At 39.2% G+C, this 23736-nt stretch carries 17 protein-coding genes; 7 read left to right on the forward strand and 10 right to left on the reverse strand.

Going from position 1 to position 23736, the window contains the following annotated elements:
• Positions 1–72 precede the first annotated feature (72 nt).
• The 3 genes from ppnN to KO525_RS06640 all read left to right on the forward strand — a co-directional run bounded on the left by ppnN (position 73) and on the right by KO525_RS06640 (position 3684).
• Positions 73–1428 (forward strand): nucleotide 5'-monophosphate nucleosidase PpnN, encoded by a 1356-nt coding sequence (ppnN, locus tag KO525_RS06630; RefSeq protein ID WP_215963000.1) that lies wholly within the window; start codon positions 73–75, stop codon positions 1426–1428.
• 90 nt (positions 1429–1518) lie between these two features.
• Entirely contained in the window at positions 1519–1899 is a 381-nt protein-coding gene (locus KO525_RS06635; protein WP_215963001.1) for a DUF3192 domain-containing protein, read from the forward strand.
• Between the two features lie 3 nt (positions 1900–1902).
• Complete coding sequence (locus KO525_RS06640) at positions 1903–3684, forward strand: hypothetical protein (RefSeq protein WP_215963002.1); 1782 nt, start codon at positions 1903–1905, stop codon at positions 3682–3684.
• Here KO525_RS06640 and KO525_RS06645 read toward each other — a convergent pair.
• Genes KO525_RS06645 through KO525_RS06655 form a run of 3 tightly spaced genes read right to left on the reverse strand, consistent with a single transcriptional unit; the run spans position 3668 to position 5688 of the window.
• Complete coding sequence (locus KO525_RS06645; RefSeq protein WP_215963003.1) at positions 3668–4054, reverse strand: DUF423 domain-containing protein; 387 nt, start codon at positions 4052–4054, stop codon at positions 3668–3670. The two genes, KO525_RS06640 and KO525_RS06645, sit on opposite strands and share 17 nt — an antisense overlap.
• Positions 4055–4085: 31 nt before the next feature.
• Positions 4086–4787, reverse strand: a complete 702-nt coding sequence (locus KO525_RS06650; protein WP_252736706.1) for an alpha/beta family hydrolase — start codon at positions 4785–4787, stop codon at positions 4086–4088.
• The gene (locus tag KO525_RS06655) at positions 4780–5688 is read right to left on the reverse strand and encodes a transcriptional regulator GcvA (protein WP_215963004.1); all 909 of its coding nucleotides are present in this window, start codon (positions 5686–5688) and stop codon (positions 4780–4782) included. The genes KO525_RS06650 and KO525_RS06655 overlap by 8 nt, the downstream gene beginning before the upstream one ends.
• A 237-nt stretch (positions 5689–5925) precedes the next feature.
• Between KO525_RS06655 and cysK the strand changes: the two genes are divergently transcribed.
• Together cysK and KO525_RS06665 are read left to right on the forward strand one after the other, a co-directional pair.
• Positions 5926–6894: a cysteine synthase A gene (gene cysK, locus KO525_RS06660; RefSeq protein ID WP_215963005.1), complete on the forward strand. Its 969-nt coding sequence runs from the start codon at positions 5926–5928 to the stop codon at positions 6892–6894.
• Positions 6895–7044: 150 nt separating this feature from the next.
• Entirely contained in the window at positions 7045–7506 is a 462-nt protein-coding gene (locus KO525_RS06665; RefSeq protein ID WP_215963006.1) for a hypothetical protein, read from the forward strand.
• Positions 7507–7658: 152 nt separating this feature from the next.
• Here KO525_RS06665 and ggt read toward each other — a convergent pair whose 3' ends face one another.
• Positions 7659–9422 (reverse strand): gamma-glutamyltransferase, encoded by a 1764-nt coding sequence (ggt, locus tag KO525_RS06670; RefSeq protein WP_215963007.1) that lies wholly within the window; start codon positions 9420–9422, stop codon positions 7659–7661.
• An 80-nt stretch (positions 9423–9502) separates the two neighbouring features.
• Here ggt and rrtA point away from each other — a divergent pair, with 80 nt between their 5' ends.
• On the forward strand, positions 9503–10090 hold the full coding sequence (gene rrtA / locus KO525_RS06675; protein ID WP_215963008.1) for a rhombosortase: 588 nt from the start codon (positions 9503–9505) through the stop codon (positions 10088–10090).
• A 45-nt stretch (positions 10091–10135) separates the two neighbouring features.
• Here rrtA and KO525_RS06680 read toward each other — a convergent pair whose 3' ends face one another.
• The 3 genes from KO525_RS06680 to KO525_RS06690 form a co-directional block, all read right to left on the reverse strand.
• Positions 10136–12535 (reverse strand): prolyl oligopeptidase family serine peptidase, encoded by a 2400-nt coding sequence (locus KO525_RS06680; protein WP_215963009.1) that lies wholly within the window; start codon positions 12533–12535, stop codon positions 10136–10138.
• A 206-nt stretch (positions 12536–12741) separates the two neighbouring features.
• Entirely contained in the window at positions 12742–13773 is a 1032-nt protein-coding gene (gene sohB / locus KO525_RS06685; RefSeq protein WP_215963010.1) for a protease SohB, read from the reverse strand.
• A gap of 115 nt (positions 13774–13888) precedes the next feature.
• Positions 13889–16534, reverse strand: coding sequence for a VolA/Pla-1 family phospholipase (locus KO525_RS06690; RefSeq protein ID WP_215963011.1), 2646 nt, complete (start codon positions 16532–16534; stop codon positions 13889–13891).
• 217 nt (positions 16535–16751) lie between these two features.
• On the opposite strand from KO525_RS06690, the gene KO525_RS06695 reads away from it, so the two are divergent.
• Positions 16752–17501 (forward strand): YciK family oxidoreductase, encoded by a 750-nt coding sequence (locus tag KO525_RS06695; protein ID WP_215963058.1) that lies wholly within the window; start codon positions 16752–16754, stop codon positions 17499–17501.
• 8 nt (positions 17502–17509) lie between these two features.
• On the opposite strand, the gene KO525_RS06700 is transcribed toward KO525_RS06695, so the two are convergent.
• From KO525_RS06700 to KO525_RS06710, 3 genes are all read right to left on the reverse strand, one after another.
• Positions 17510–18775, reverse strand: coding sequence for an SO2930 family diheme c-type cytochrome (locus KO525_RS06700; RefSeq protein WP_215963012.1), 1266 nt, complete (start codon positions 18773–18775; stop codon positions 17510–17512).
• Positions 18776–18808: 33 nt separating this feature from the next.
• Complete coding sequence (locus tag KO525_RS06705) at positions 18809–20323, reverse strand: SO2930 family diheme c-type cytochrome (protein WP_215963013.1); 1515 nt, start codon at positions 20321–20323, stop codon at positions 18809–18811.
• A gap of 63 nt (positions 20324–20386) precedes the next feature.
• Positions 20387–23614 carry a parallel beta-helix domain-containing protein gene (locus KO525_RS06710; protein ID WP_215963014.1) on the reverse strand — a complete coding sequence of 1076 codons (3228 nt, stop codon included), beginning with the start codon at positions 23612–23614 and terminating at the stop codon, positions 20387–20389.
• Positions 23615–23736: the final 122 nt, after the last annotated feature.

Below are 23736 nucleotides of genomic sequence, written 5' to 3' on the forward strand. Positions count from 1 at the left end.
AATCAACATAGATGATGTAATTAAAAATACATCTTTCCTTGTTAAAACAAAGCATTAAATCAAGGAGAAGATATGAGAATACTTCTAAGTCCACTTAGTGGCATGAATTTACTATCGCAACACGAAGTTGAACAACTTAAACAATCATCCAACAGCAACCTATATAATTTATTTAGAAACTGCGCCCTAGCCGTTCTCAATGTTGGCACCGAATCTGATGACAGTACTGCAGCACAGGCAAAATACAAAGACTTTGAAATAAACTTATTAAGCCGTGAACGCGGTATTAAAATCGAATTAGTTAACCCGCCGACTTCTGCATTTGTAGACGGCAAAATTATTGTCGGTATTCAAGAACATTTACAAGCCGTTATCAGAGACATTTTGTATAACGCTAACCGCTATCCAAATGAGAGATTAGCTGAACTTGCATCGGGCGCAATTATTACTAATGAAGTTTTTGAAATGTTGCGTAATGCAAATGTGGTATCACCTACGGATCATCCTAACCTCGTCGTATGCTGGGGCGGACATTCGATAAAAGATCATGAATACCAATATACAAAAGAAGTGGGATATCAATTAGGCTTAAGAAAATTGGATATTTGCACCGGTTGTGGCCCTGGTGCAATGAAAGGCCCGATGAAAGGTGCGGCATTAGCGCACGCAAAACAACGCATAGATTCAGGCCGTTATTTAGGTCTCACGGAACCCAGTATTATAGCTGCAGAAGCCCCCAATCCAATCGTTAATGAATTAGTTATATTGCCAAACATTGAAAAGCGCCTTGAAGCCTTTGTACGTGTCGGACACGCAATTATCATCTTCCCTGGGGGCGCTGGAACAGCTGAGGAACTTTTATATATCCTAGGCATCATGTTACATCCGGATAATAAAAAACAAGTGTTACCTATCGTATTGACGGGACCAAAAGAGTCGATAAGTTACTTTGAAGAAATTGCTAACTTTATCGAATTGACATTGGGCCAAGAAGCACTAGATTTAATCAAGATCATTCCAGATGATCCTAAGCAAGTTGCTCGCTATATTTCTGAAAAAATGGAAGATGTAAGGGTGTACCGCAAAGAAAATGGTGATGCTTATCAGTTTAATTGGACATTAAAAATAGATCAGGGTTTCCAACAAAGCTTTAACCCAAGTCACGAGAATATGGCAAGTTTAGATCTCCATATTAACCAAGATAAAAAAGAACTCGCTGCGAATCTACGTCGCGCATTTTCTGGCATCGTCGCTGGCAATATAAAAGAAGATGGCGTTCGTTCTGTAAAAGAGCACGGGCAATTTATATTAGATGGTGATGCTGAACTGATGTTGGCGATGGACAAGCTCCTCGAAGCTTTTGTCCAACAAGGCAGAATGAAATTACCAGGTGCCAAATACGAACCTTGTTACAAAATAGTGACTTAATATCCGAGTTAATTGTTAAACTTCTTTGACAAGGCTTGATGCTTTCAAGTTATAATGCGCGCAAAATAAAAGAGAGATTGAAGGAATGTTATGTCTAATAAAGTAGTTAAATTTGCAGGTATAGGATTTGGACTATATGTCGTATTTGCAGCTACGGTCATTACATTTTATGAAGATGATCCAGACCAAATGGACTGGGAAGATAGGCAGGCGTTTAATAAAATTTATATTAATAAATTGTCTATTAACGATCAGATCCTAAAATCTCATGTCATTGATTCGTTAGGTTCACCAGACCTTACAGAAGCAAGGCAAGTAGAAGACGGTACCATTCAGGTAATGTTCTACCGTACGCAGCATCAAAAAAGTGATGGTATCACCACAAAAGACGAATGTACGCCGATGTTATTCAAGAACGGTCAGTTGATTGCTTGGGGCGCCGGTGCATATGAAAAGTTCACTCAATACTAATTTGTGCAAAACGTTCAAGAACACCTACATAACGGCCAACAGGCGCTTTCAGAGTTTTTAAAAACGCTTCGAATTTGTCAGTTGGCGGTTAAAAAACAAGACACTGCTGAAATTAATGCCAGCATAACGCTGTTAATCGATAATGCGTTTGTATTAAATAAACTAAATCCATTTTGGTTTACTTTACTTTATGGTTCAAAACTCATTGCGGTTACCCCTTTTGTTGGCGCCTTACTAAATTGTATCGTCATCGGCCTACGATTAGGTAATGCCTGTTCGTTAACAAAAGAAACTCAAAAAGAACTGTTAATTACTTGTTGTACCGTTATTTATAGCGGAAAACCGATATTTGAGAAGTTATCTATCGATCCAAAGCTAACCGCTTCGACAAAAACAAGTTTAAGTACCCTTCTAGCGCGTTCGTACAAGTACGCTTGTTCTGAGGCGTTTGCAGAAACCAATACGCATACCATATTAGGGGCTATCTTAGGTGGGTCTACCTGTAAAAATAGAAGACTAACCGTTCAAGCATTAGTTACTATTGTTATCAATTATTGTTTATCCGCGTGTCGTCATCAAAAAACTAGGAAATACAATAGTGACCAACTACTAAGCCAAATTGCCTATGGAAATTATGTTCTACCTGTAGATTCACGTTTGTCTTCTTTCTATCAACAAATCGTGATGCAAAAACTCCATACGGATGAATCTGTCGTCTTCGTTGAACAAAACAACAAACAACTCATCGCCATACTCAATGGCAGTGTTATAGAAGCCTGCATTAGTATTGCCGAAAATCAAAAGAAGCCGAGTAACTACGTTATTCAAGAAGTGAAATTTGATGAAGAAGCGCAATACGACAAAAATATTCCAATATTTAAATTAGAACAGATTAATAACTTAAGTTTGCGTTTATTACGACTCGGTTTGTCTAACAATACACCGATAGAAGTCCCTATCTTGCCAGTTGAGAACATAAGATTTAATGCGCCTATTAGTTATCCAGCGTTATATCAGCTTATTAATATTGCGCCAATTAACAAAATAGAACAGTTTTTAAATGAACAAGCGGATATAAATTCTGTTATTGGTTACGCCCAATCTCAATCAAAAGAAGTCAGAGCAAACTTTACGTTAAAACATGCCATTGGTTTAATTGGCATTGAACGATTACCGGCTATTTTAATGAGGCAACAGTTTTTACGTATTGCCTATAGTCAAAATGATAAATTTAGCCATTTAATCATTAACAAACTCGATCAATTTATTGCAATAACATCTTTGTTGTCGAGAAAGCTAGATTTACAACAACAAAATGTCAGTGAAAAATCGGTATTAGTGTTAATCATGGCTGGTTTGATTTCCAACCCTCAAATTCTTAACAAAGATCCGTTAAAAACGTTAAAAACAAAATCGAAAATAGATTTTTCTTTATTAGATTACTTTGAGTTATCGGACAATAAAGTTTTGAAGACCCATATTTCTCAAATTTGTGTTAATTGGCATGTCGATAAACATGTTAGAAACCAACTCGATCTATATCTAAAATATATTGAAAAATCAGCGCCGCTTCGCTTAATTCCAAAGAAATATCAATTTGTCATCTTATGTATAGAGCTTGCAGGCTACATGTATTTAGCTATTAATTCAGTGAGTTATAGAGGATTGTTACGCGACGAGCAAGTGCAAAATATTATGACCGAATTAAAGCTCGATAAAGCCGATATACGTGAATTACTTAACCAAGTCGTCGAAAACGCTGCGCCTATTACTTCACTTGAGTAAATTCATATTGCCTAAAACAATGCCAGGCAATTACGCCCCAACCTACGATCATTAACATGCCACCAAACGGCGTAAGCATTGCAATAATTTTTAACGTAAATGACACTAACATAAACAACGAAACAGAAAACGTAATCACGCCAAATAGGATCAGTTTTAATCCAAGTGTAAGTTTTGGTGACTGTGGTAAACAGCTTAAAATTAAAATCCCTAAACCTTGCGAAAGCAGATAATTAGAGGCCGTTGCCCACGTTGTAAGTTCTGAGGTCGTTAATATATCTTTAAGACCATGTGCACTAAATGCTCCGGCAAGAACCGATAACGCAACTAAAACACACGCTATTGCTTTAAAATTCCAGTAATGATTCATCGTAGTCCCCTGTTAAACATTTTAATTTATCTTATTTGCCAATCACTTTGTAAATAAAGTCGTTAGACAATTTTGCCGCTAATTCTAAATTATCTTCATATGTTTTGCCCGACGACTTCAATGGTTTAAAACTATGATCACCATTTGGGATCCAGCTTATTGTAACTTGGTCTGGGAATGTTTTAGAATTTAACACAGTGGTATTACCAAACGTGTCGCGCTCACCTTGTAAAATCAACGACGAACACTGCAGGTCTTTAAAATGTTGAGTTCGAGACTCAAACTTTTCAGGCTTTCCTGGTGGGATAAACGGATAACCTAAAACAATGTTTCCTGCAATGTTCACGTTTTCCAATTCAGCCAACGTTTGTTGTGCAAGTGACATGCTTGAAACCAAACTCGACACTCGGCCTCCCATGCTTTTGCCAGCAACAAACAAAGGTAAATCCGCACCAAATTGTCGAGTCGCTTCACCTATTTCAGAAAAATAATGTGTTACTAGCTTATCGACTTTATTTGGCGGACGTCGTTTTTCCGTTTCATACATAATTTGCATATATGGAAAATTAAATGACCACACCGCAATATTATATTGGGCCATCAAATGGCAAAACGAATCCATAAATTCGTGCTTAAGGCCAGCGCCAGCGCCGTGGGCAATAACTAAAACAGCTTTTATATCGTTAGGGATGTAAGTTCGTCTAATTTCGCCAACCGTCGTGATCTTAATCAAGTTCAATGGCCTCTTGTTCTTGCTTAACAGCCGCTAACAACCAGTTTCTAAATGTTACGATCTTTGCCGTATCTGATTGGGCTTCGCGGCAGACTAAATAGTATGCATTTTTACTGACGAGTACTTGATCAAATGGCATTACCAAACGGCCAGAATCGATGTCAGGCTTGGCTAAAACACTATGTGCTAATGCCACTCCTTGACCATGTATCGCGGCTTGCAGCACCATAGATGAATGGGAGAATATTGGTCCTTGATTTACGTTGAGATCGGGCAGCCCCGCAACCTTCATCCATTCCTTCCAATTTTTCCTAGATGAATCATGCAGCAAAGTATGATGACGTAAATCCTCTGTCGAACGTATCGGACGATCACTTGCTAACAATAGTGGACTACACACTGGGGTCAGGTACTCGGTATGAAGTTTATCGGCATTCACTCCTTGCCAATGACCTAATCCGTAATAGATCGCTACATCAACATCATCAGTAAGCGAGCTGTCATCATGATCCTGTGCTTTAATTCGCACATCGATGTCGGGATGTAACGCAGAAAATTCAGATAAACGCGGCACTAACCACTGGATCGCAAAACTTGGCGTGAGCGCGATACTTATCGTGCCCTTCGCTCCCCGCGTTAATAACTTTTCGGTTGCTTCGTAGAGATGCGCAAAAATATCTTTAATATCGAGATAATAGCTTTGCCCTTCTTCAGTAAGTAAAAGAGATCGATTTCGACGCATAAATAACTTAATGCTTAGATGATCTTCTAATAACTTAATTTGATGGCTGATTGCTGCTTGAGTAACAAACAACTCTTCCGCGGCTTTAGTAAAACTAAGATTACGCGCGGCAGCTTCAAATGCTTTTAATGAATTTAGCGGGGGTAAACGACGTGCCATAGTAAAATTCACATTATTATTATTAATGCCAAAGTGTAACACTTATCTAATTATCCGACAGCGTAAATTGATTTTTTTGGCCCTCAATATAGGAAAAAATAGGTGTAAAGATTTCGATATGTTTCTGCTATTAACTTAAACGAATATGTTATTTAAAAAACGAACTTTTATTTTTGCCTCTGACGTTATTTACTAGCACCGTTGCTAAAAAACTATAACCATGAAGGTATTAAAAAAATGAGCTCTATTTACGAAGATAATTCACGCTCGATAGGCAAAACGCCATTAGTTAAACTAAACCGAGTTACTGGCGGTAACGTATACGCAAAGATTGAATCAAGAAACCCTTCATTTAGTATTAAATGTCGTATCGGCGCGAATATGATTTGGGACGCAGAAAAATCTGGTCGTCTTACGCAAGATAAAGAAATTATCGAGCCTACTTCGGGTAATACGGGTATTGCACTTGCTTTTGTTGCGGCTTCTCGTGGTTATAAATTAACGTTAACTATGCCAGAAACAATGAGCTTAGAGCGTCGTAAGTTATTAGTGGCACTAGGTGCGAAACTAGTGTTAACTGAAGGTCCAAAAGGCATGGGCGGCGCAATTGCTAAAGCGCAGGAAATTGTTGCTTCAGATCCTGAAAAGTACGTTTTATTACAACAATTTGAAAACCCAGCTAATCCTCAAGTTCACTTTGAAACTACAGGCCCAGAAATTTGGGATGATACCGAAGGGACAATTGACGTCTTTGTCGCTGGTGTTGGTACTGGCGGTACGATTACAGGTGTTAGTCGCTATATTAAACAAGAAAAAGGCAAGCAAATTCAATCTGTTGCTGTAGAACCTGTTGATTCTCCGGTTATTGCTCAAAAACTTGCTGGTGAAGACTTAAAACCTGGACCACATAAAATTCAAGGTATTGGCGCAGGCTTCATTCCTAAAAACTTAGACTTAGACTTAATTGACTCAGTTGAAGCGGTTAGTAATGATGAAGCAATGGAAATGGCACACCGCTTAATGAAAGAAGAAGGCATTTTAGCTGGTATTTCTTCAGGTGCTGCAGTAGTTGCAGCTAAACGTATTGCTGAAAAACCAGAAAACAAAGATAAGGTTATTGTTGTAATCTTACCTAGTTCTGCAGAGCGTTACTTAAGTTCGCCTTTATTTGCTGAAGTATTCACTGATTCTGAACTTGTACAATAATTTGAATTAGTTTGCTTTTTAAAAGCGTTCAAAAAAACTCAAAGTTTTATAAACTTTGAGTTTTTTTTTGTTTTAGGTGGATCATTTAAGTGTTCACGATAGACTAATGGAAGAAAGATTTTTATCTTTGGCCAAAAATAAGGAATTTTTGTGAATATCATCCGAACACTTATCGTGATTTTTGTTTTTTTTAATTTGTATGCTTGTAAAGAGCAAAGTAGCAATATTCCTGCATTTGCAAACCCCAATGCACCTGAATATCGTGCATTAACGTTTTTTGATGCCATTTATAACCAAAATGATATTTCTCTATTGTTAAAATATGTTACCAAAAAGCATGCTCGGATCATTAAGAGTTATGGTACACCTAAAGGTTATTCGCGTTATGTGCTAAATATGCAATTTGATAAGGGAGTCGACTTAAAAATTGATCGAACCTTAAATCAAGTTAAAGTTGGGGACAATAACACTACGTCAGTCAATATTTTGTTCACGGGTAAATACCTCGGCGCACTTAAAAACGACCTTAGAAAAGTTAAATTTGTTAAAGAAAAAGGTGAATGGCTCATTGCCGAAATTGCCGACGACCCTTATGCAAGACAACATAAATAACCCAACAATTATCGGTTAGCATTTTGTTAGAGTTAGAGTTAGAGTTAGAGTTAGAGTTAGAGTTAGCGTTTCAGTTTGATTGTGATTGTTGGGACGCTAGAGAACAATAAAACGCAAGCGCACTTAGTTATACAAAAAGTGCGCCCTGACTATTAAAGCCCTTTTGCCGTACCTTCTCTACGAGGGTCTGCAGCCCCCTTCCAGCCATCTTTAGTTTTAATTATGGCGTGGATACCTGAGGTTAGTTCAGATAGCCTTATGGTGTGTCCCATCTGTTCCAATTGCGTTTTGTACTGTGCCAATATCGAATCTTTTTCCAACGTCGTATAGCCATTACGATTTGAAAACCTCGGACCGTTCACAACGTCGTCAAGATCCATCTCAAATTCCAATAGCCCAAGCAAGGCATACCCAACATAGTTTATGATACGGCTGCCACCGGGTGAGCCTAAAACCGCAAACAATTCGTCATCCTTCATGACAATCACTGGTGTCATACTGCTTCTTGGGCGTTTATTCGCTTCCACTCGATTAGCAACTAGTTTCCCGTTTACCTTTGGTGCTAATGAAAAATCGGTTAGTTGATTATTTAATAAAAACCCACAAACCATAACCGTCGAACCAAAGCCCATTTCAATACTTGTTGTCATTGAGATTGCATTACCCTCTTTATCGACAATTGATAGATGACTCGTATTAGGCTGCGCGATTGATACGTTTGCGGCATATTCTTTACGTCCAATAATGCCCGCTGTGGCTTTCCCCATATCCCGTTTTTCGTTTATTAGTGCACTGCGCTTGGTTAAATACTGTTTGTCCAACATTGCTAAGGTAGGCACATCTACAAAATCACTATCAGCGATATATTGGTCTCTGTCGGCAAATGCCAGTCTCGCTGCTTGAGAATAGAGATGTAACGTTTTGGCACTAAAAAAATTCAAACCGGTGAAATCAAACGGTTCTAACATCGCTAAAATTTGCAATACCGTTATGCCGCCTGAGCTTGGTGGCCCCATGCTGCAGATATCAAAAGATGAGTCTCTTTTAGTGTAGTCTAAACATTCAACCTGACGTTCGATTGATTGATAGTTCTCAAGATCCTCAAGTGCTAATAACCCGGGGGCAACCGGAGCATTATTGACTGCTTCAACAATTTGTTTAGCGACAATCCCGTTATAAAACGCCTTAATACCATTTTTAGCAATAAGCTTTAATGTATTGGCATAAGGTTTATTAACTAACAGACTGCCTTCTTTAATGGCTTTTCCATTTGGGTAAAAATATTCTTTAGCCGGACTCAACCGAGCAAGACCAGGATTCATATGCATGGCGACTAATTTGGCTAAACGAGGACTTACTCGAAATCCATTCTCAGCTAATTTTATCGCGGGTTGAAAAAGCTTGTGCCATTCTAATTGGCCTTTTTTTTCATGTACTTGATGCAACATATGGAGAACACCAGGTACGCCCACTGAACGTCCACCGATAACAGCATCAATCCATCTTACAGGTTTACCGTTTTCAAAGAATAATTCTGGAGTAGCCGCAGATGGGGCTTTTTCACGACCATCAAAAGAGGTCATTTGTTTTGTCTTGGCGTCATACCATAATAAAAATGCGCCACCACCTATGCCTGAGGACTGCGGTTCAACTAAAGTTAATACCAGTTGTATAGCAACAGCAGCATCAATAGCATTACCACCTTGCGCTAACATTGCTAAACCCGCATCTACAGCATGAGGATTTGCTGCACTGACCATCGCCTCACTAGCAATAGCAGACTTCTGGTAGTTCATTCCAGTAAAGGCTTCTGGTACCGCTCTAGAAACTGCATTTTCGTGAGTTTGTTCGGCCGCCATTAAAAACTGGCTAGACAGAGTTGCAATGGTGAAAGTAATAAGAGTTAATACGCGCATAGTTACTTCGAATAATTTGTTATTACCGTAATGTTATCAAATCACACATTAAACACATACTACAAAATAGGGTCATTTACATGTTAGGTCTACCGTTGCGACGTCAGTTTATAATTGGGCCGCTACTTGTATTTAGTTGCATGATCTTACTTCATTTATTTGAACCCTACTCCAGCGAATTATTAGGGTTGTTTCCAACCAAGGTACTTGATGGAGAATGGTGGCGAGTGATCACAGGCCAGCTTTTACACACCAATTTAAATCATTTGTTATTAAACTCTTCTGGATTAGTTTTAGTCTGGGCGTTACACGGTGAATATTACAGTGTTAAACACTATCTAATAGTGATGCTGCTATGCCTTACCCTCGTTGGCATAACACTCATGTTTTTTGCTAATTACAGTCATTACGCCGGTTTATCTGGGGTCCTACATAGTCTGTTAATCTACGGTGGCATTATAGATATCACCAAACAAGAAAAAACAGGTTGGTTGCTGTTACTAGGTATTGCAATTAAAGTTGCGTACGAAAATATTGTAGGGGCGTCAGCGGAAACCGAAGAGTTAATTGGTGCTTCCGTTGCAACCGAAGCACATCTGATAGGTGTTATCGTGGGGTGTGTTGTTGCCGTATTCTACTTTTATTATCAGGTAATACGGCACAAATAAAAAAGGGCCTATTGGCCCTTTTAAAAACTAAACATTTTTTAAGCGTTATAAGTGAGTTTCAAACAACTTATAAATACGACGATACTCGTCTAACCAACTTGAAGGTTGAACAAACCCATGCGGTTCAACAGGATAAATAGCCGTTTCGAAATTCTCTTTTTCTAATTCAATGAGGCGCTGAACGAGTCGCACAACGTCAACAAAAAACACGTTGTTGTCGACCATTGGCGCATTAATTAGTAAAGGCTTATTGAGTCCTTCTGCAAAATATATTGGTGAACTTCGTTGATAGGCTAAAAGATCGTTTGTTGGGCGATTGAGAATATTAGACGTATAACCGTCATTGTAATGGGCCCAGTCGGAAACCGGACGCAACGCAGCCCCTGCTTGGAACAAATCAGGTGCTGTAAATAAGGCCATAAACGTCATAAAGCCGCCATATGAACCACCGTAAGTTCCAACACGTTGTCTATCAACACTGACGTTTTCTACTAGCCAGTTAACACCATCTTTTAAATCTTCTATTTCCGGTGTACCCATTTGACGATAAATTGCCGTACGCCAATCGCGGCCATACCCTTTTGATGCTCGGTAATCCATATCCATTACAACATAACCCTGTTGGGTCAAAAAGTTATGGAACATAAACTCCCTAAAATAATAGGAAAATCCATAGTCACTATTTTGCGTGTACCCGGCGCCATGGTTAAAGATTACTGCTTTGTAGCTTTTAGCTGGATCATAATTTTTAGGATAATAAACTTTAGAGTAAATAGGCTGTTCTTGATTTGACGACGGTACCGCAACAATTTTTGGTGCCTGCCAATCGTAGTCAACAAATTCTTTCGATACCGTTTGAGTTAACTGCGTAACTTGATTGTTATTTGTTAAATCGACTAAGTACAACTCATTTGGGCGAGTTAGTGTTGAATGCGTTATGAGTAATTTTGTTTCATCAGGAGATATAGAAAATTCATTATTTCCTAACATCGAAGTTAACGCTTCAGGTTTACTTTGTTTTTTGCTGTCAGTTGCTACACGGTAAATTTGGTAGTCTCCTGGGTGGTTTACGTTCGCTCTAAAGAAAAACGATGAACCATCCGAGTTTACTTGTAAACTTGATACTTCAAATTTTCCATCAGTAACCTGTCGAACCTTTTTACTAGAAATCGATTTTGTATAGATATGAGAATACCCATTTTGTTCTGATAAAAAATAAAGTTTGTTTTGATTTGGTAACCAGCCAAAATCGTTAAATGTGTAGTTTATCCACGCATCGTCATGTAATTGATGTTGCTGTTTCAACTTGCTTTTATCAAAATCAACCGTGGCTATCCAACGGTCTTTATTATCCCAAGCTTCCAACATGATAGCGACATTATCACCAGACTGTTGCCACTGAATAGGGCTTTGCTCCCAGCTCCAATCAACAATCAAATTAACGGTTCTATCTTGTTTTTCACTTTTGTACTTTTTACCTAATGCCTTAGCATTCTCGGTTTTAACAGATTTAAGTACGTCTTTGTCAAAATCATCCAAATTTGAAATAGTGATCTGAGACTGTTTTCTATCTATTAAATCCACATACCAAAATGTTTGTTGATTAGGTTCAGCGTCAGCGACTCTAGATCTAACTTTTTCAGCATGAATTCGACCATCATCACCAATATAATTTGGCATGATATCGCCGTCACTTCGCCAATTTTTCTTTTTCGCAGTAACAACAATCATCTTGTCACCACGTGGTGAAATAGACACATCGACAAGTCTGTCTTCAGGTGAGAAAAAATACTCCTGAGAAAATACACTTTTATTTTTTTGATTAATCATTGAACTGTAATTGAATCGCTCAACTTCATCTCTATGTTCATTCGCAACAAACTTAATTAATTTGTGCTGCTCAGTACTAATTACATCATCTTTAATTTTTGGTGCTTCAGGTTTTTTTTCAAAACTTAGTTTGACCAGTTCTTTTTCAGTTTTCGAATTTAGATCAAAAACATAAGCACTAAAATCGCGCCAAAATAACAATCGATTGTCGTTCAAAAACATAGGTTCATTTTCAATTGAACTGGAAAAGGTAAGTTGCGTTACCTTGTTGATTGCAATGTCGACAGTAAATAAATTACCCTCAAAAACATAGGCTGCTAGGGTTTTATTTCGGTTAAAAACTAACTCGTCTTGGTGGTTTAAATGTAATGTTTCTATCGGCACCTTTGATTGGGATAAACTTGATAAATTCACTTTCATCAGGTTTTCAATGGCGGTTTCCGTTTCTTGCTGGAATACAACAGAATCTGATGTCGCAAGCCACGCAGCAGAAGATGGTGCGGCTCCAATCCAACTAGGATCTGACATTATTTTTTCAAGGGTTAATTCTGAACTTTCCGCAAAGGTAAATAATGGAAATAGTAGTAACGAGAGTAAAATCGATTTATTTTTCATATTGTAATCCAAAAATGAGTTGCCAATATTTAACCATTGTTTGGGTTACTTCGCCATATTGAGACGGCGAATTAACAGAATAATACTATTAACGAATATCCTAAAATGTAAACCGATTGAAAATTACGGTGGCAAAAACAAAAACGTTAGGCACCTGGCCTAACGTTTCATTCTTTTGTTAATCGAATTAACGAGTTATATGAGCATTATTTAGTATTAGTCACCGACCACGAAGACAAAACACCAAATACCCTTTTCAAGCCAAGTTCAGCGGCTATACCAAATTTTTCCGCCAAATTATGTTTTATCTTAAACTCAATTTTATAAACGTCGTATTTTGTTAAGTTCGTTAGTACAAAATCATCACTTGTTAATATTTCGTCAACTAAACCGAGATCTTTGGCTTGAGTTCCATACCAATGTTCACCAGTTGCCACTTTATCAATATCAACCTCTGGTCTATGATCCGCTACAAACTGTTTAAATAAATCATGTGTTTCATTTAACTCTTGCTTGAATTTTTCACGCCCTGCGTCGGTATTTTCACCTAGGACAGTAAGCGTTCGTTTATAGTCGCCCGCAGTATGCTGTTCAATATCAATATCAACCTTTTTCAAAAGACGATTAATATTTGGTATTTGAGCTACCACACCAATTGAACCAATAATTGCAAAAGGTGCTGAAATTATCTTATCCGCAACACAGGCCATCATATACCCGCCACTTGCAGCCACTTTATCAACCGCAACTGTTACTTTAAGATTTGCATTTTTAAGACGATCAATTTGTGAAGCGGCAAGCCCATAGCCATGAACCACTCCACCGGGACTTTCCAAATTGATTAATACTTCATCATTTTCTTCAGCAACCGAAATAATGCAACTAATCTCTTCACGAAGAGATTCAACTTCTTGAGCATCTACGCCACCGTCGAAACGGATGACAAATAACTTAGCTTTTGTTTTAGCTTCATCATCTTTCGCTTTTGACTTTGCCTTCTTAAGTTTCTTTTCTGCTTTTTCTAATGCTTTAATTTGGCTTTTATCAAGCATGGCTTTTTTTACATCGTCAATCTCTTGCTCTTTTGATTCAGAGATATTTTCTAAGTACAATTCGCCCTTCTTGCTCGATTTTCCTTTCATTGCTGCACCTGCAATTAACCCAATAACAATACCAACGGCTACAACAACCGTAGCAATTTTGGCCAAAAACAAACCGTATTCGTATAAAAATTCCAATGGATTCCCCTTATATTCAACCCAACATTTGTGGGGACTTTTTTGCAAAATTCAACGTTTTGAAGTGATAAAAACAAAAAAACCAGCCGAAGCTGGTCTTTTTAATTTTGGCTTTTTACTGACTACACGTTTCCGGGTTGCCACCTTTAACAAGGCAAGCACCTAACGTATTGTCGCCAATCTGAACTGAAGCACCGTTACTTAAGAAATAGTAATTCATCATTAAGTTCAGGTCTTGGTTTAATAGCGCGTACAGTGTTGGGTAATTACCACCTAAACTCGTCGCAGGAGACAATATTGTACTGTGAGATCCTGCCGTTAGACGGACAATACCACTTACCGAACCACTAGAGTCCATCATTGATTCAGTTATCGATTGCAGACCAATTGAGGTCGCTAGACCGCTTGTTCCTGCCATAGGATTAGTTGCTACGGAGTTTGGAACAACTAAATCTGATGGGTTGTCACCACCACGGTCAATATCGCCAACCATTTCAATCATCAATACTGGTGTTTGGGTTGCCGCTAACAAACCTGCATAGTTTGTTGGGTCAGTGGCTTCTACAATTGCCTGTGCAGCAAATGAGAACTGAGCAAATGCGGACGCCATTCCAGCTTTTTCAGCGTCACTTGCTGAGGCTACAAATGCATTGTAGGCACAAACCAAGGCAATATTTTGATCAATAACTTCAAAGTTTTCGTTAAGTGCCGCGCCACATGATGGCTCTTGAGCAACAATTAATCCATAGTTAGCAGGTTGTAAATTTAGCGCCATAGACTGGCTTAACTCATTGCCCAAACCATAAATAACTGACGCCTTAACTAACGGACTAAACGACGCTGATTCCAATAGGAAGTTAACTAATGAACCGCCACCGTTGGCTAGGAAAGAGGCGTTAATTTTATAAGCCGCATTTATCGCTGCATCAGTTGCTGCATCACCAGTATTCGCTGGCGTATTAGCTACTGCAGTAAAAGCTGTACCTGTAATCGCACCCAGTGAGTGTCCCATGTAATAAACTCGAGTTGAGTCGATTACACCGGCATCTGGAGGTGTTACACCGTCTTGCGAATATGCCGTTACATCAGCCATTGCATTAAGTGATAAACGAAGTCGTAACGCATCGGCTACCGATTGACGGCCGTTATCACGCGCCGTTAACAAACTTTGTAAGTTTAAGTAATGCGTAGGGTTTTCTGTTGATGCATTAATAACAACACCATCATCTGTAAAACCACGACTACCATGCAAAGGATGGTCTATCGCTACCGTAGCAAATCCGAACATAGATAAGAAACCTGTCGCGGCTAGCATATCTTCTTTTTTGCTTGTAATACCGTGTTGTAAAATAACAACTGGCCAACCTGCATCTGGTCTACCAGCAAGCGGCGTTAAGCCTTGTTCTGCTCGTATGGAGTTAGCATTATCCAGATTAGGAAGGGTAATTTGTACATCAACAGTTTCCATACTCTTAACTTTAGGTACAGGATTGTACTTAGTTAAATGACGTTGAGTATCAATACCAAAATCTGCCAATCCAATTTGCGCACTTGAACACAATTCGTGATTATCACCAGTATTCGCTGAAAGTGCTACAAGTTGGTCTTGAGTAAGTGATTGCAACATTACGCCACTATCACATGCCGCTTCCCAGCGTCCCGTTAATGGGCTGCCTGTTTCAGCATTCTCTAGGTAATAAGGCATGCTAATTTGAGCACCATATACATCAGCAGATGAATAGAGCTTGTAAGGCAGTGATTCAGGATCATTTTCAATAGCGCCGGCTTGAGCAAAGGCTTGAGCGACGTTAAAACCCTGTGACAACATCAAAGTCGCAACGCTTGACGGGTCAGCCGCAGCCATGCCCGAAAATTTCTGTGCGTTTAACAATTTTGTTATCTGAAGTGGATCCGTTCCCGGTACACCTGCTGATTGCACAGTAAATACTTGGGTATAAACAATCGCGTCTTTATTTGCGCCAAATGTATCAGCAAGTGTGTTTTCGAAATTATTAAACATTGTTTGTAATAATCGAATACCAGCTTGAGTTTCATTTAATTCAGACGCTGTTAGATCAGGATGTACAATAGGAAGTGTATTTATATCTTGTTCTACCGACGCGTAGGTCGAAGAAGGATTTAATGGATTACCATTAGAGTCTTTAATTTCTTTAGTTAACGCCACAGCATATGACTTGCCAGCTTTAAGCGGCTTTAACGGAACAACGGCGATGTTGCCACCTGACAGTGTTGTTACATAATCAACGCCAAACGTTAGTCTTGCAGTGCCTTTACAGATTAGACCTGCTCTAGAAGCATCCGCACAATCTGGGTCTGAAAGTTCAGGAAACTTAACAACTTCATACAATGCAACCGCATCACCAGACATTATAGAGGTTGCGTCCAACGTCACACCTGAGTCATACGCAAGTTCAATAGTGAATGGGTTTTGAGTACCCCATCCGTCTAAGGCACCCAATGCAGAAGCTGGGCTTGCCCAATTGACAGATTCACCGGCAGCTTTAGAAGCAACTTCTTCTGGCATTTCCAGAGTGAAATCTTGTGTGCCACTATAGAGTAAATCATTTGGAACACTCAGTTTGCCATTTGAAGGGTCAAACACTACCGATACTTTAGGTTGCGGTTCGTTTGCTTCAACTAGTGACGCTGAATCTTTTTGAATATTTTCTAACGTTGTATCGTCACAGGCAGTGAGCCCTAGAATACTCGTTACGGCTATACTTATTGCTAATTTTTTCATTTTTCTCCCCAGGTCCTATTTTTTTTATTATCCGTTTGTAGGTACGGCTTTAATTATGGGACTTTCTAAACAGCTTAGACCAGTTAAAGTTACATGAGAAATTTAATTTTAGCTAGTCCCTAAATAAAAATTAAGAATAATAATTTTGTAACGATGATTTTATTAAATTGAAGAGGTAATATGTCGGCCTTTGATAAATAGAATTTTATTGGCCGAAATGAATCACGTAAGTTTTAAACCCGCAGCAAACGAACTCGACGGTAAAGTCATCTTAATCACCGGAGCCGGTGATGGCATTGGCAGACAAGCTGCCTTGACCTACGCAAAACTAGGTGCTGAAACCATATTATTAGGTAAAACTGTTAAAAAATTAACGGCTGTTTACGACCAAATAGTCGCGGAAGGTGGCAAAGAACCCGCTATAATTCCTCTCGATATGAAGGGCGCAACGGTTAAAAACTATAAAGATATGGCCCTAACTATTGAAAGTGAATTTGGTAAATTGGACGGATTACTTAACAATGCGTCAATTTTAAATTCGTTAAATCCCATCGATCATATCTATGAAGATGCGTTTGATAAAGTGATGAAAGTGAACTTAAAGGCGACGTTATTTTTGACTCAAGCATTAATACCGGTGCTAAAAAAGGCCGATAAATCATCCGTTATATTTACATCAAGCGGCGTTGGTAAAAAAGGTCGTGCATTTTGGGGTGAATATGCAATTTCAAAATTTGCAACAGAAGGCTTAATGCAAACAATGGCGGATGAATTTGGTCATACAAATATTCGTACAAATTGCATTAACCCAGGGGCTACAAAAACAACCATGCGTTCGAAAGCCTACCCTTCTGAAGACGTATCCCTGCTCAAGTTACCAGAAGACATTATGCCAACTTATGTCTATTTAATGTCTGATCAATCAGTTGATGTTAATGGCGAATCACTAGACGCTCAACCCAAATAGCAAAAACGTTAATTGTTACAACTTACGATAGGCATACGATTAATCCAATCGTTTATCAGTTTAATGCCTTCTAAATGAACACTATGTCGTCCAATGGGCGGCATAATGTCTTTAGCGGTCGTAACCGACATTCGATAAGGCAAAATAGACTGCTCTGCATTCCCTGGCACAATGTCATATGAAAGATGATTTAGGCCTCCGTCATATCCAGGCGGCTTTTTACAAATCCCATGTTTGATTGATGTAGCGTCGCGCCAGTATTCTAATCTAAGCCCTGAAATGCCCCCAAATCCGCCGTCTTGATGACAATGAGCACAATTAACGTCAAGATAGCCTTTGGCTGCTTGATCAAGTTCAAGGTCAGTGACTGGAAATTTAGGTACTGTATTTGTCGCTGCAATGTCTGTCTCATCACCTGACAACAACCCATTAATTTGCATGTTTCTAAGTTGCGTTTCTGACTGGTTAGCTAAAGGCCAATTTAAAAAACGGGCTTTTAAACCAATGGGTAAAAACACCAACTCATTTGTGTCCGTTTCTTTTTGATGGCAATTTTTACAGGTCGTCTTAGACGGAATTTCATAACGAAAATCTATTGTTTGCTGTGCGTTCGTCATAACTACGTCAACCAATGCACCATACTTAGTTAAAATAGCGTCTTCACCATCGTCGGTCCATTTAAACGGCAACGCGACCCAACCATCGGTGCGTTTGATTAATAATCGAGTTTCAATCAATCGTTCGTGTTCTGCGCCTCTAATGGCCGTATCAAATGGCATAGCAAATGTCTTAACTAAGACAGTTCCTAAAGGCATTTCAAAAACGTCGTCAAAAGAATAGGTCATTTTTGTGTTTTCAGGTAAAAACACAAAACGATATTTACTTGCGTAATCACTAAATAGTTCAGCCGACAATTGATAATATTGCCCTGCTCCATTTGCATCATATTGTGGTTGTTTAATGTTCTTGAATAACTTGTATTGGCTTAACAAATTACAATCCGCGTGACTAAGCGCATCCCAATTTACGCTTGTTGAATCTTGCTGACAGTCTGCTGGAGACGCCAAAGCTAAACGCGCGAGTTTCTCTTCTAGCGTTTCTACCGCGTTCTCGTCATCGTCATCATTTTCATCTTCATTTTCGTCGACAGCGGTGTCGGTGCCGTCCTTTGGCACATCGACCACATCTTCTGGTGGTGTTGTCTTCGATGTTTCACCACACGAGAATAGACAAAAGCACATGATAATATAGAAAATAAGGTGTGATTTTTTCATAAATAAAAAGCCCTTTTTAAGGGCTTTCCAATGTTAATCGCTCGTACAGGAGCTGAGATTATACGGCGCACTATTGAGGCGACTAATCCACTCCCCAATTAACAATACCCCTTCCTTATGGATTAAAGAACGGCCAATTTCTGGCATTCGAACTTTGGCCTCATTTGAGTCCATACGTGCATAAACAATTGACTCAACTGCGACACCTGGCTCTATGTCATATCCCAATCCTTCACCACCATAAGCAATGGGTTGTTTACAAATACCATGTTTGTTTTGCTGTGAATCAAAATCTCGCCAATATTCGATGTGGAAACCTGTATTGCTTGCACTACCTTCAGGGCGATGACAATGTGAACAGTTAATATCAAAATACCCTTTGGCAAATACCATTAACTCGCTACTTTCTAATGTCAGTACCGAACTGATGTCTTCGTCTTTAAAGTTTGGAATAGACTTAATAGTTGATAAATCGGATGGTGCACCGGTTAACATACCTTCGGCAGACCATTTTGCGATTTGATTTTTTGTTTCATCGTCATAGCTGAAATCATAGTTAAGTAATCGCGCTTTTGGTCCAATAGGCGCAAACCTTGAAGTGCCATCGACAATATTTCCGGCAGAATCAAGATCGGTTAATTGGTGACACTGTTTGCAGTCACTTCTCGCTGGAACAACATATGTAAAGTCATAATCTTCGCCATCATGCTTAACTTTTGTATTGGCTATTTGCTTACCGTATTTAGCCAACTTCGCATCGGTACCGTCTTCATTCCAAACATAAGGTAAGGCATCCCAACCGTCATCACGATGGATCAACAATCGTGTTTCAATCAACGTTTCGTTTTCGAACCCTCTGCTTGCCGTGTCTGCTGGCATTGAAAAGGTTTTAACTAATATAGAACCAACAGGTAAATCAAACACTTCATTTTCGTTATAATTTGCAGTTGTTCCGTCTGGCATCACAACAAATCGATATTTTGTCGCGTAATCAGTAAAAAGCGGTATGGATAAATCATAAGGTAACGAATTTGAGCCTAAAATCCCCTCAGTCGGGTTTGTCATATCGCTAAATAAATTGAAAGCAGATAGATATTCGCAATCTTCCTCCATTAGAGCATCAAAATTGACCTTGTCACTATCTGGCGTACATAAACCAGAATATTTCAATTGCGATTCTAACCAAATGTTCTGATCATTTGGTGCGAAATCAATATTGTCACCATAACCATCTTCATCTGTATCAACAGTTTCAGTTGCATCATTCGGAAATGCATCGGCATTGTCACCAACTCCGTCGTTGTCAGTGTCAGTTGTTTCTGTTGCATCGTTCGGGAATGCATCTGCGTTATCGCCAACACCATCGCTGTCAGAATCTTTTGTTTCTGTCGCATCATTTGGAAATGCATCGCTACTATCAGCAACGCCATCATTATCTGTATCAATTATCGCAACGTCTTCTTTTCCATCTGGATCAGAACCACCGCCACAGCCGGTTAAAGACAGTCCACCTAAAATAATTATTGTGAGTAATTTTTTATACATCATCGGATCCACCTAAAAAAAGGGGGTCTCCCCCCTTTTTTGTTCATCTATTGTTTCAAATTAAAATTAGTCGTCTGTTTTACACGCTACAGATGTCGTATCATCAATGCCACAACCGTAAGTTGTCCCATTAAATTCAACATCGTAAACCGGTAAAGCGTCATGACTACAATCCAACAATGACTCACTCATAGTAAAGGTATATTCACTGCCTGTCGTTGCTGGTATTACACCTGTGAAATCAAATACAGTACCAACCAATATATTCTGCATTACACCGTCTTTCATGTAACCATTATTCTGTGAACATATGGCATCGTTAGCGGTAAATGCAGCTTCACCCATATCAGCTATCGCCCCTATATTTGCCAGGTTTTCACCTAAACCGTCATATAGGATCTCAGGATATCGGCCATTGTAGCCAAAGAAGCCAGTTACGACGTCATCAATCAACGCACCGCGAGGTCGAGTAGCATTCATAACCATTTCATTGTCGTGCATATTAATTGCTCTAGGAACTGGTCTCCAACCATCAAAAATAACGCCACCGAGTCCAGCCGGATCGGCATATTTTGCAAAGTCTGGTTCGGCTAAGAAGTAGCTCGATACTGCTATTGCATAAGATTCGTTTCCAGCAATTACATTATCAAATATTTCAACACTATTTGTACTTAGCACTATCATGCCCGAACCTGGAGGTGCGATATGCACACCTGCTGGGTTACTACTTGCATTTGCAAAGTTGTCGGTATTATTTGCAATGGATACGTTATTAAAGATACGAACTCCATTTCCGTAGTTACCATTACCAATCGGTAAATCAAATATCAAGATACCTGCGGTGTTCATATATGCATAGTTATCATAAACATCGGCATTTTTTGAGTTTTCAATTTCAATACCAGCGACATTTGCAACCGCAAAATTTCGTCTAACAACGATATCGGTTGACTGACCGACATAAACACCTGCGTCTGCGGAACCGTAACTAAAGCTGTCTTCGATAATTACATTTGACGTTTCTACAGGATATAGACCATACGCGCCATTGTCTTTGTCTGGAACACCAGGCCAAATTGTACCGACGTGGTGCATGTAGACACCGTCTGTTTTAGTGACTTTAATGGCGTTATTATTGGAATCCAGTACTGAGAAATGTGCGAGTTCTAGATTTGCACCATTTGAAATAAGGAAGCCGTCTTTAGCTACGCTCGCACCTTTATAGTCTAAAATGGTTTTGTCTATACCATGACCCATAATCGTAACCGCAGATAAATTACTGTAATCCGCTAAATCTATGTTAAAGGTTTGATCCAGAACAAAACGCCCTTCAGGCATTACCAAAACAGCATGTGTTGGGGCCGTAGCAGCTTGATCTGCTGTATCTAGCGCTTCTAAAACAGCTTCAATTGGGTAAGTTGCTGAGTTGCCATCACTCGGCGTGGTAAAATCGAGCATAATTGCACCATCAGGGATGGTGACTGCCATTTCGTCTAAACCATAGTAAAAAGCAGTATCTGAGTCAGCGTTCATTGGATAAGCATTATCAGGAACGGCAATCGTTAACTCATCAACACGAGTTGGAGCTGGTGTTGCAGCGGTACAAACTTCGCCCATATCATCAACGCCACAACCCATTTCAACACCATCAAATTTTACAGTGTAAACAGGCAGTTCAGTTAATTGACAATTAAGTAGTGATTCACCAGTTAGGTCAATTTCAAACGATGGGAAACCATTTCCTTGCATAATTGCAAAAGCGTTTGATGCCGTTGTGTGGTCAAATAATTCGCCAACAGTAGCGCCGCCATTATTTGTTGCACAAATTTGCTCATTTGCTCTAAATGGCAATTCGCCCATTGGCTGAAGAATAGAATTTTCAGCTAAGTTTTGGCCAAGACCATCATATAAAATTGCAGGCATTAAACCGTTAATTCCAACAAAACCATCAATGATGGGTAAAGAAGGATCTTCAAGCAGTGCACCATTTGGGTTTCCACCAGTTTCAGCAATTCGATTGTCGTGAACGTTAATACCGCGTGGTACTGGTTTCCAGCCGTTCGCGATAACTCCGCCTAGTTGGTTTGGATCAGCATATTTTGTAAAATCTTGTTCAGCTAAAAAGTAACTTGCAATCGCAATTGCATACGAATCATTTCCAGAAATGTCGTTATCAAAAATTTCTACATTTCTAGACGCTAACACTATGATCCCAGATCCAGGAGGTGCGATATGCACACCTGCAGGATTTGCGCTGGCATTAGCAAAGTTTTCAGTGTTGTTTGCTATCGACACGTTATTAAATATACGCGTACCATCACCGTAATGATTGTTACCGATAGGAAGGTCAAAAATCAAAATACCCGCGGTATTCATAAACGCATAGTTGCTATAAACATCAGCGTCTTTGGAGTTTTCAATTTCAATACCAGCAACGTTTGCTACGGCAAAGTTATTTCTAACGACTATTTTTTCTGACTGCCCGACATAAACACCGGCATCAGCTGAACCATAAGAAAAGCTATCTTCGATGATGACATTTTTGGTTTCAACTGGGTATAAACCGTATGCGCCGTTATCTTTATCAGGTGTACCAGGCCATATCGTGCCTAAATGATGCATATAAACACCATCGGTCTTTGTGACTTTAATGGCGTTATTGTTTGAATCTAAAACTGAGAAATGACTTAACTCTAAGTTAGCCCCATTTGATATGAGGAAACCATCTTTAGCGACACTCGCGCCTTTATAGTCAAGGGTCGTTTTATCAATACCGTGACCCATAATCGTGACGGCTGACAGATTTTCGTAGTCGGCTAAATCTATGTTGAATGTTTGATCTAACACAAAGTGCCCTTCAGGCATTACCAAAACAACTTTGGTTGGCTCAGTCGCCGCATCGTTAGCATCATCTAATGCTTTTAAGACAACTTCGATTGGATAAGTTGTTGAATTACCGCCTGATGGAGTAGTGAAATCTAGCATTATCCCAGTGTCAGGAATAACAGCAGCTTGTGCATCAATACCATAGTAAAACTTGTTGGCGCCTTCGGCGTTAAACGGATAATCACTCTCGTCATAAGCAATTGTCAAAGAATCAGTCACGCTACTTGTGTCAACATCAGGAACCTGAGGTGCTGCTCCACCTGAGCCGGTGTATACTTTGTTTTCTGTGCTTACTTGAACTTGTTCGTCGATTAATGTTTCGACATCTGGTGCGCTATCTCCACAAGCAACAATTCCCGCTGCGACTGATAGTGCGACTATGGTTCTCACGAATGCAGTAGTTTGCATGACCTCTCCCTCTTAAACCTGTTTTATAATTATTTTTATATTGTAGTCTTAAAAAATATATAGCGGACTGTAAATTTAACAGTCCATTTATTGACTAAAGGTACAATTATCATAACTAATGC

This window comes from Psychrosphaera sp. B3R10, assembly GCF_018861025.1.
Lineage (GTDB): Bacteria > Pseudomonadota > Gammaproteobacteria > Enterobacterales > Alteromonadaceae > Psychrosphaera > Psychrosphaera algicola.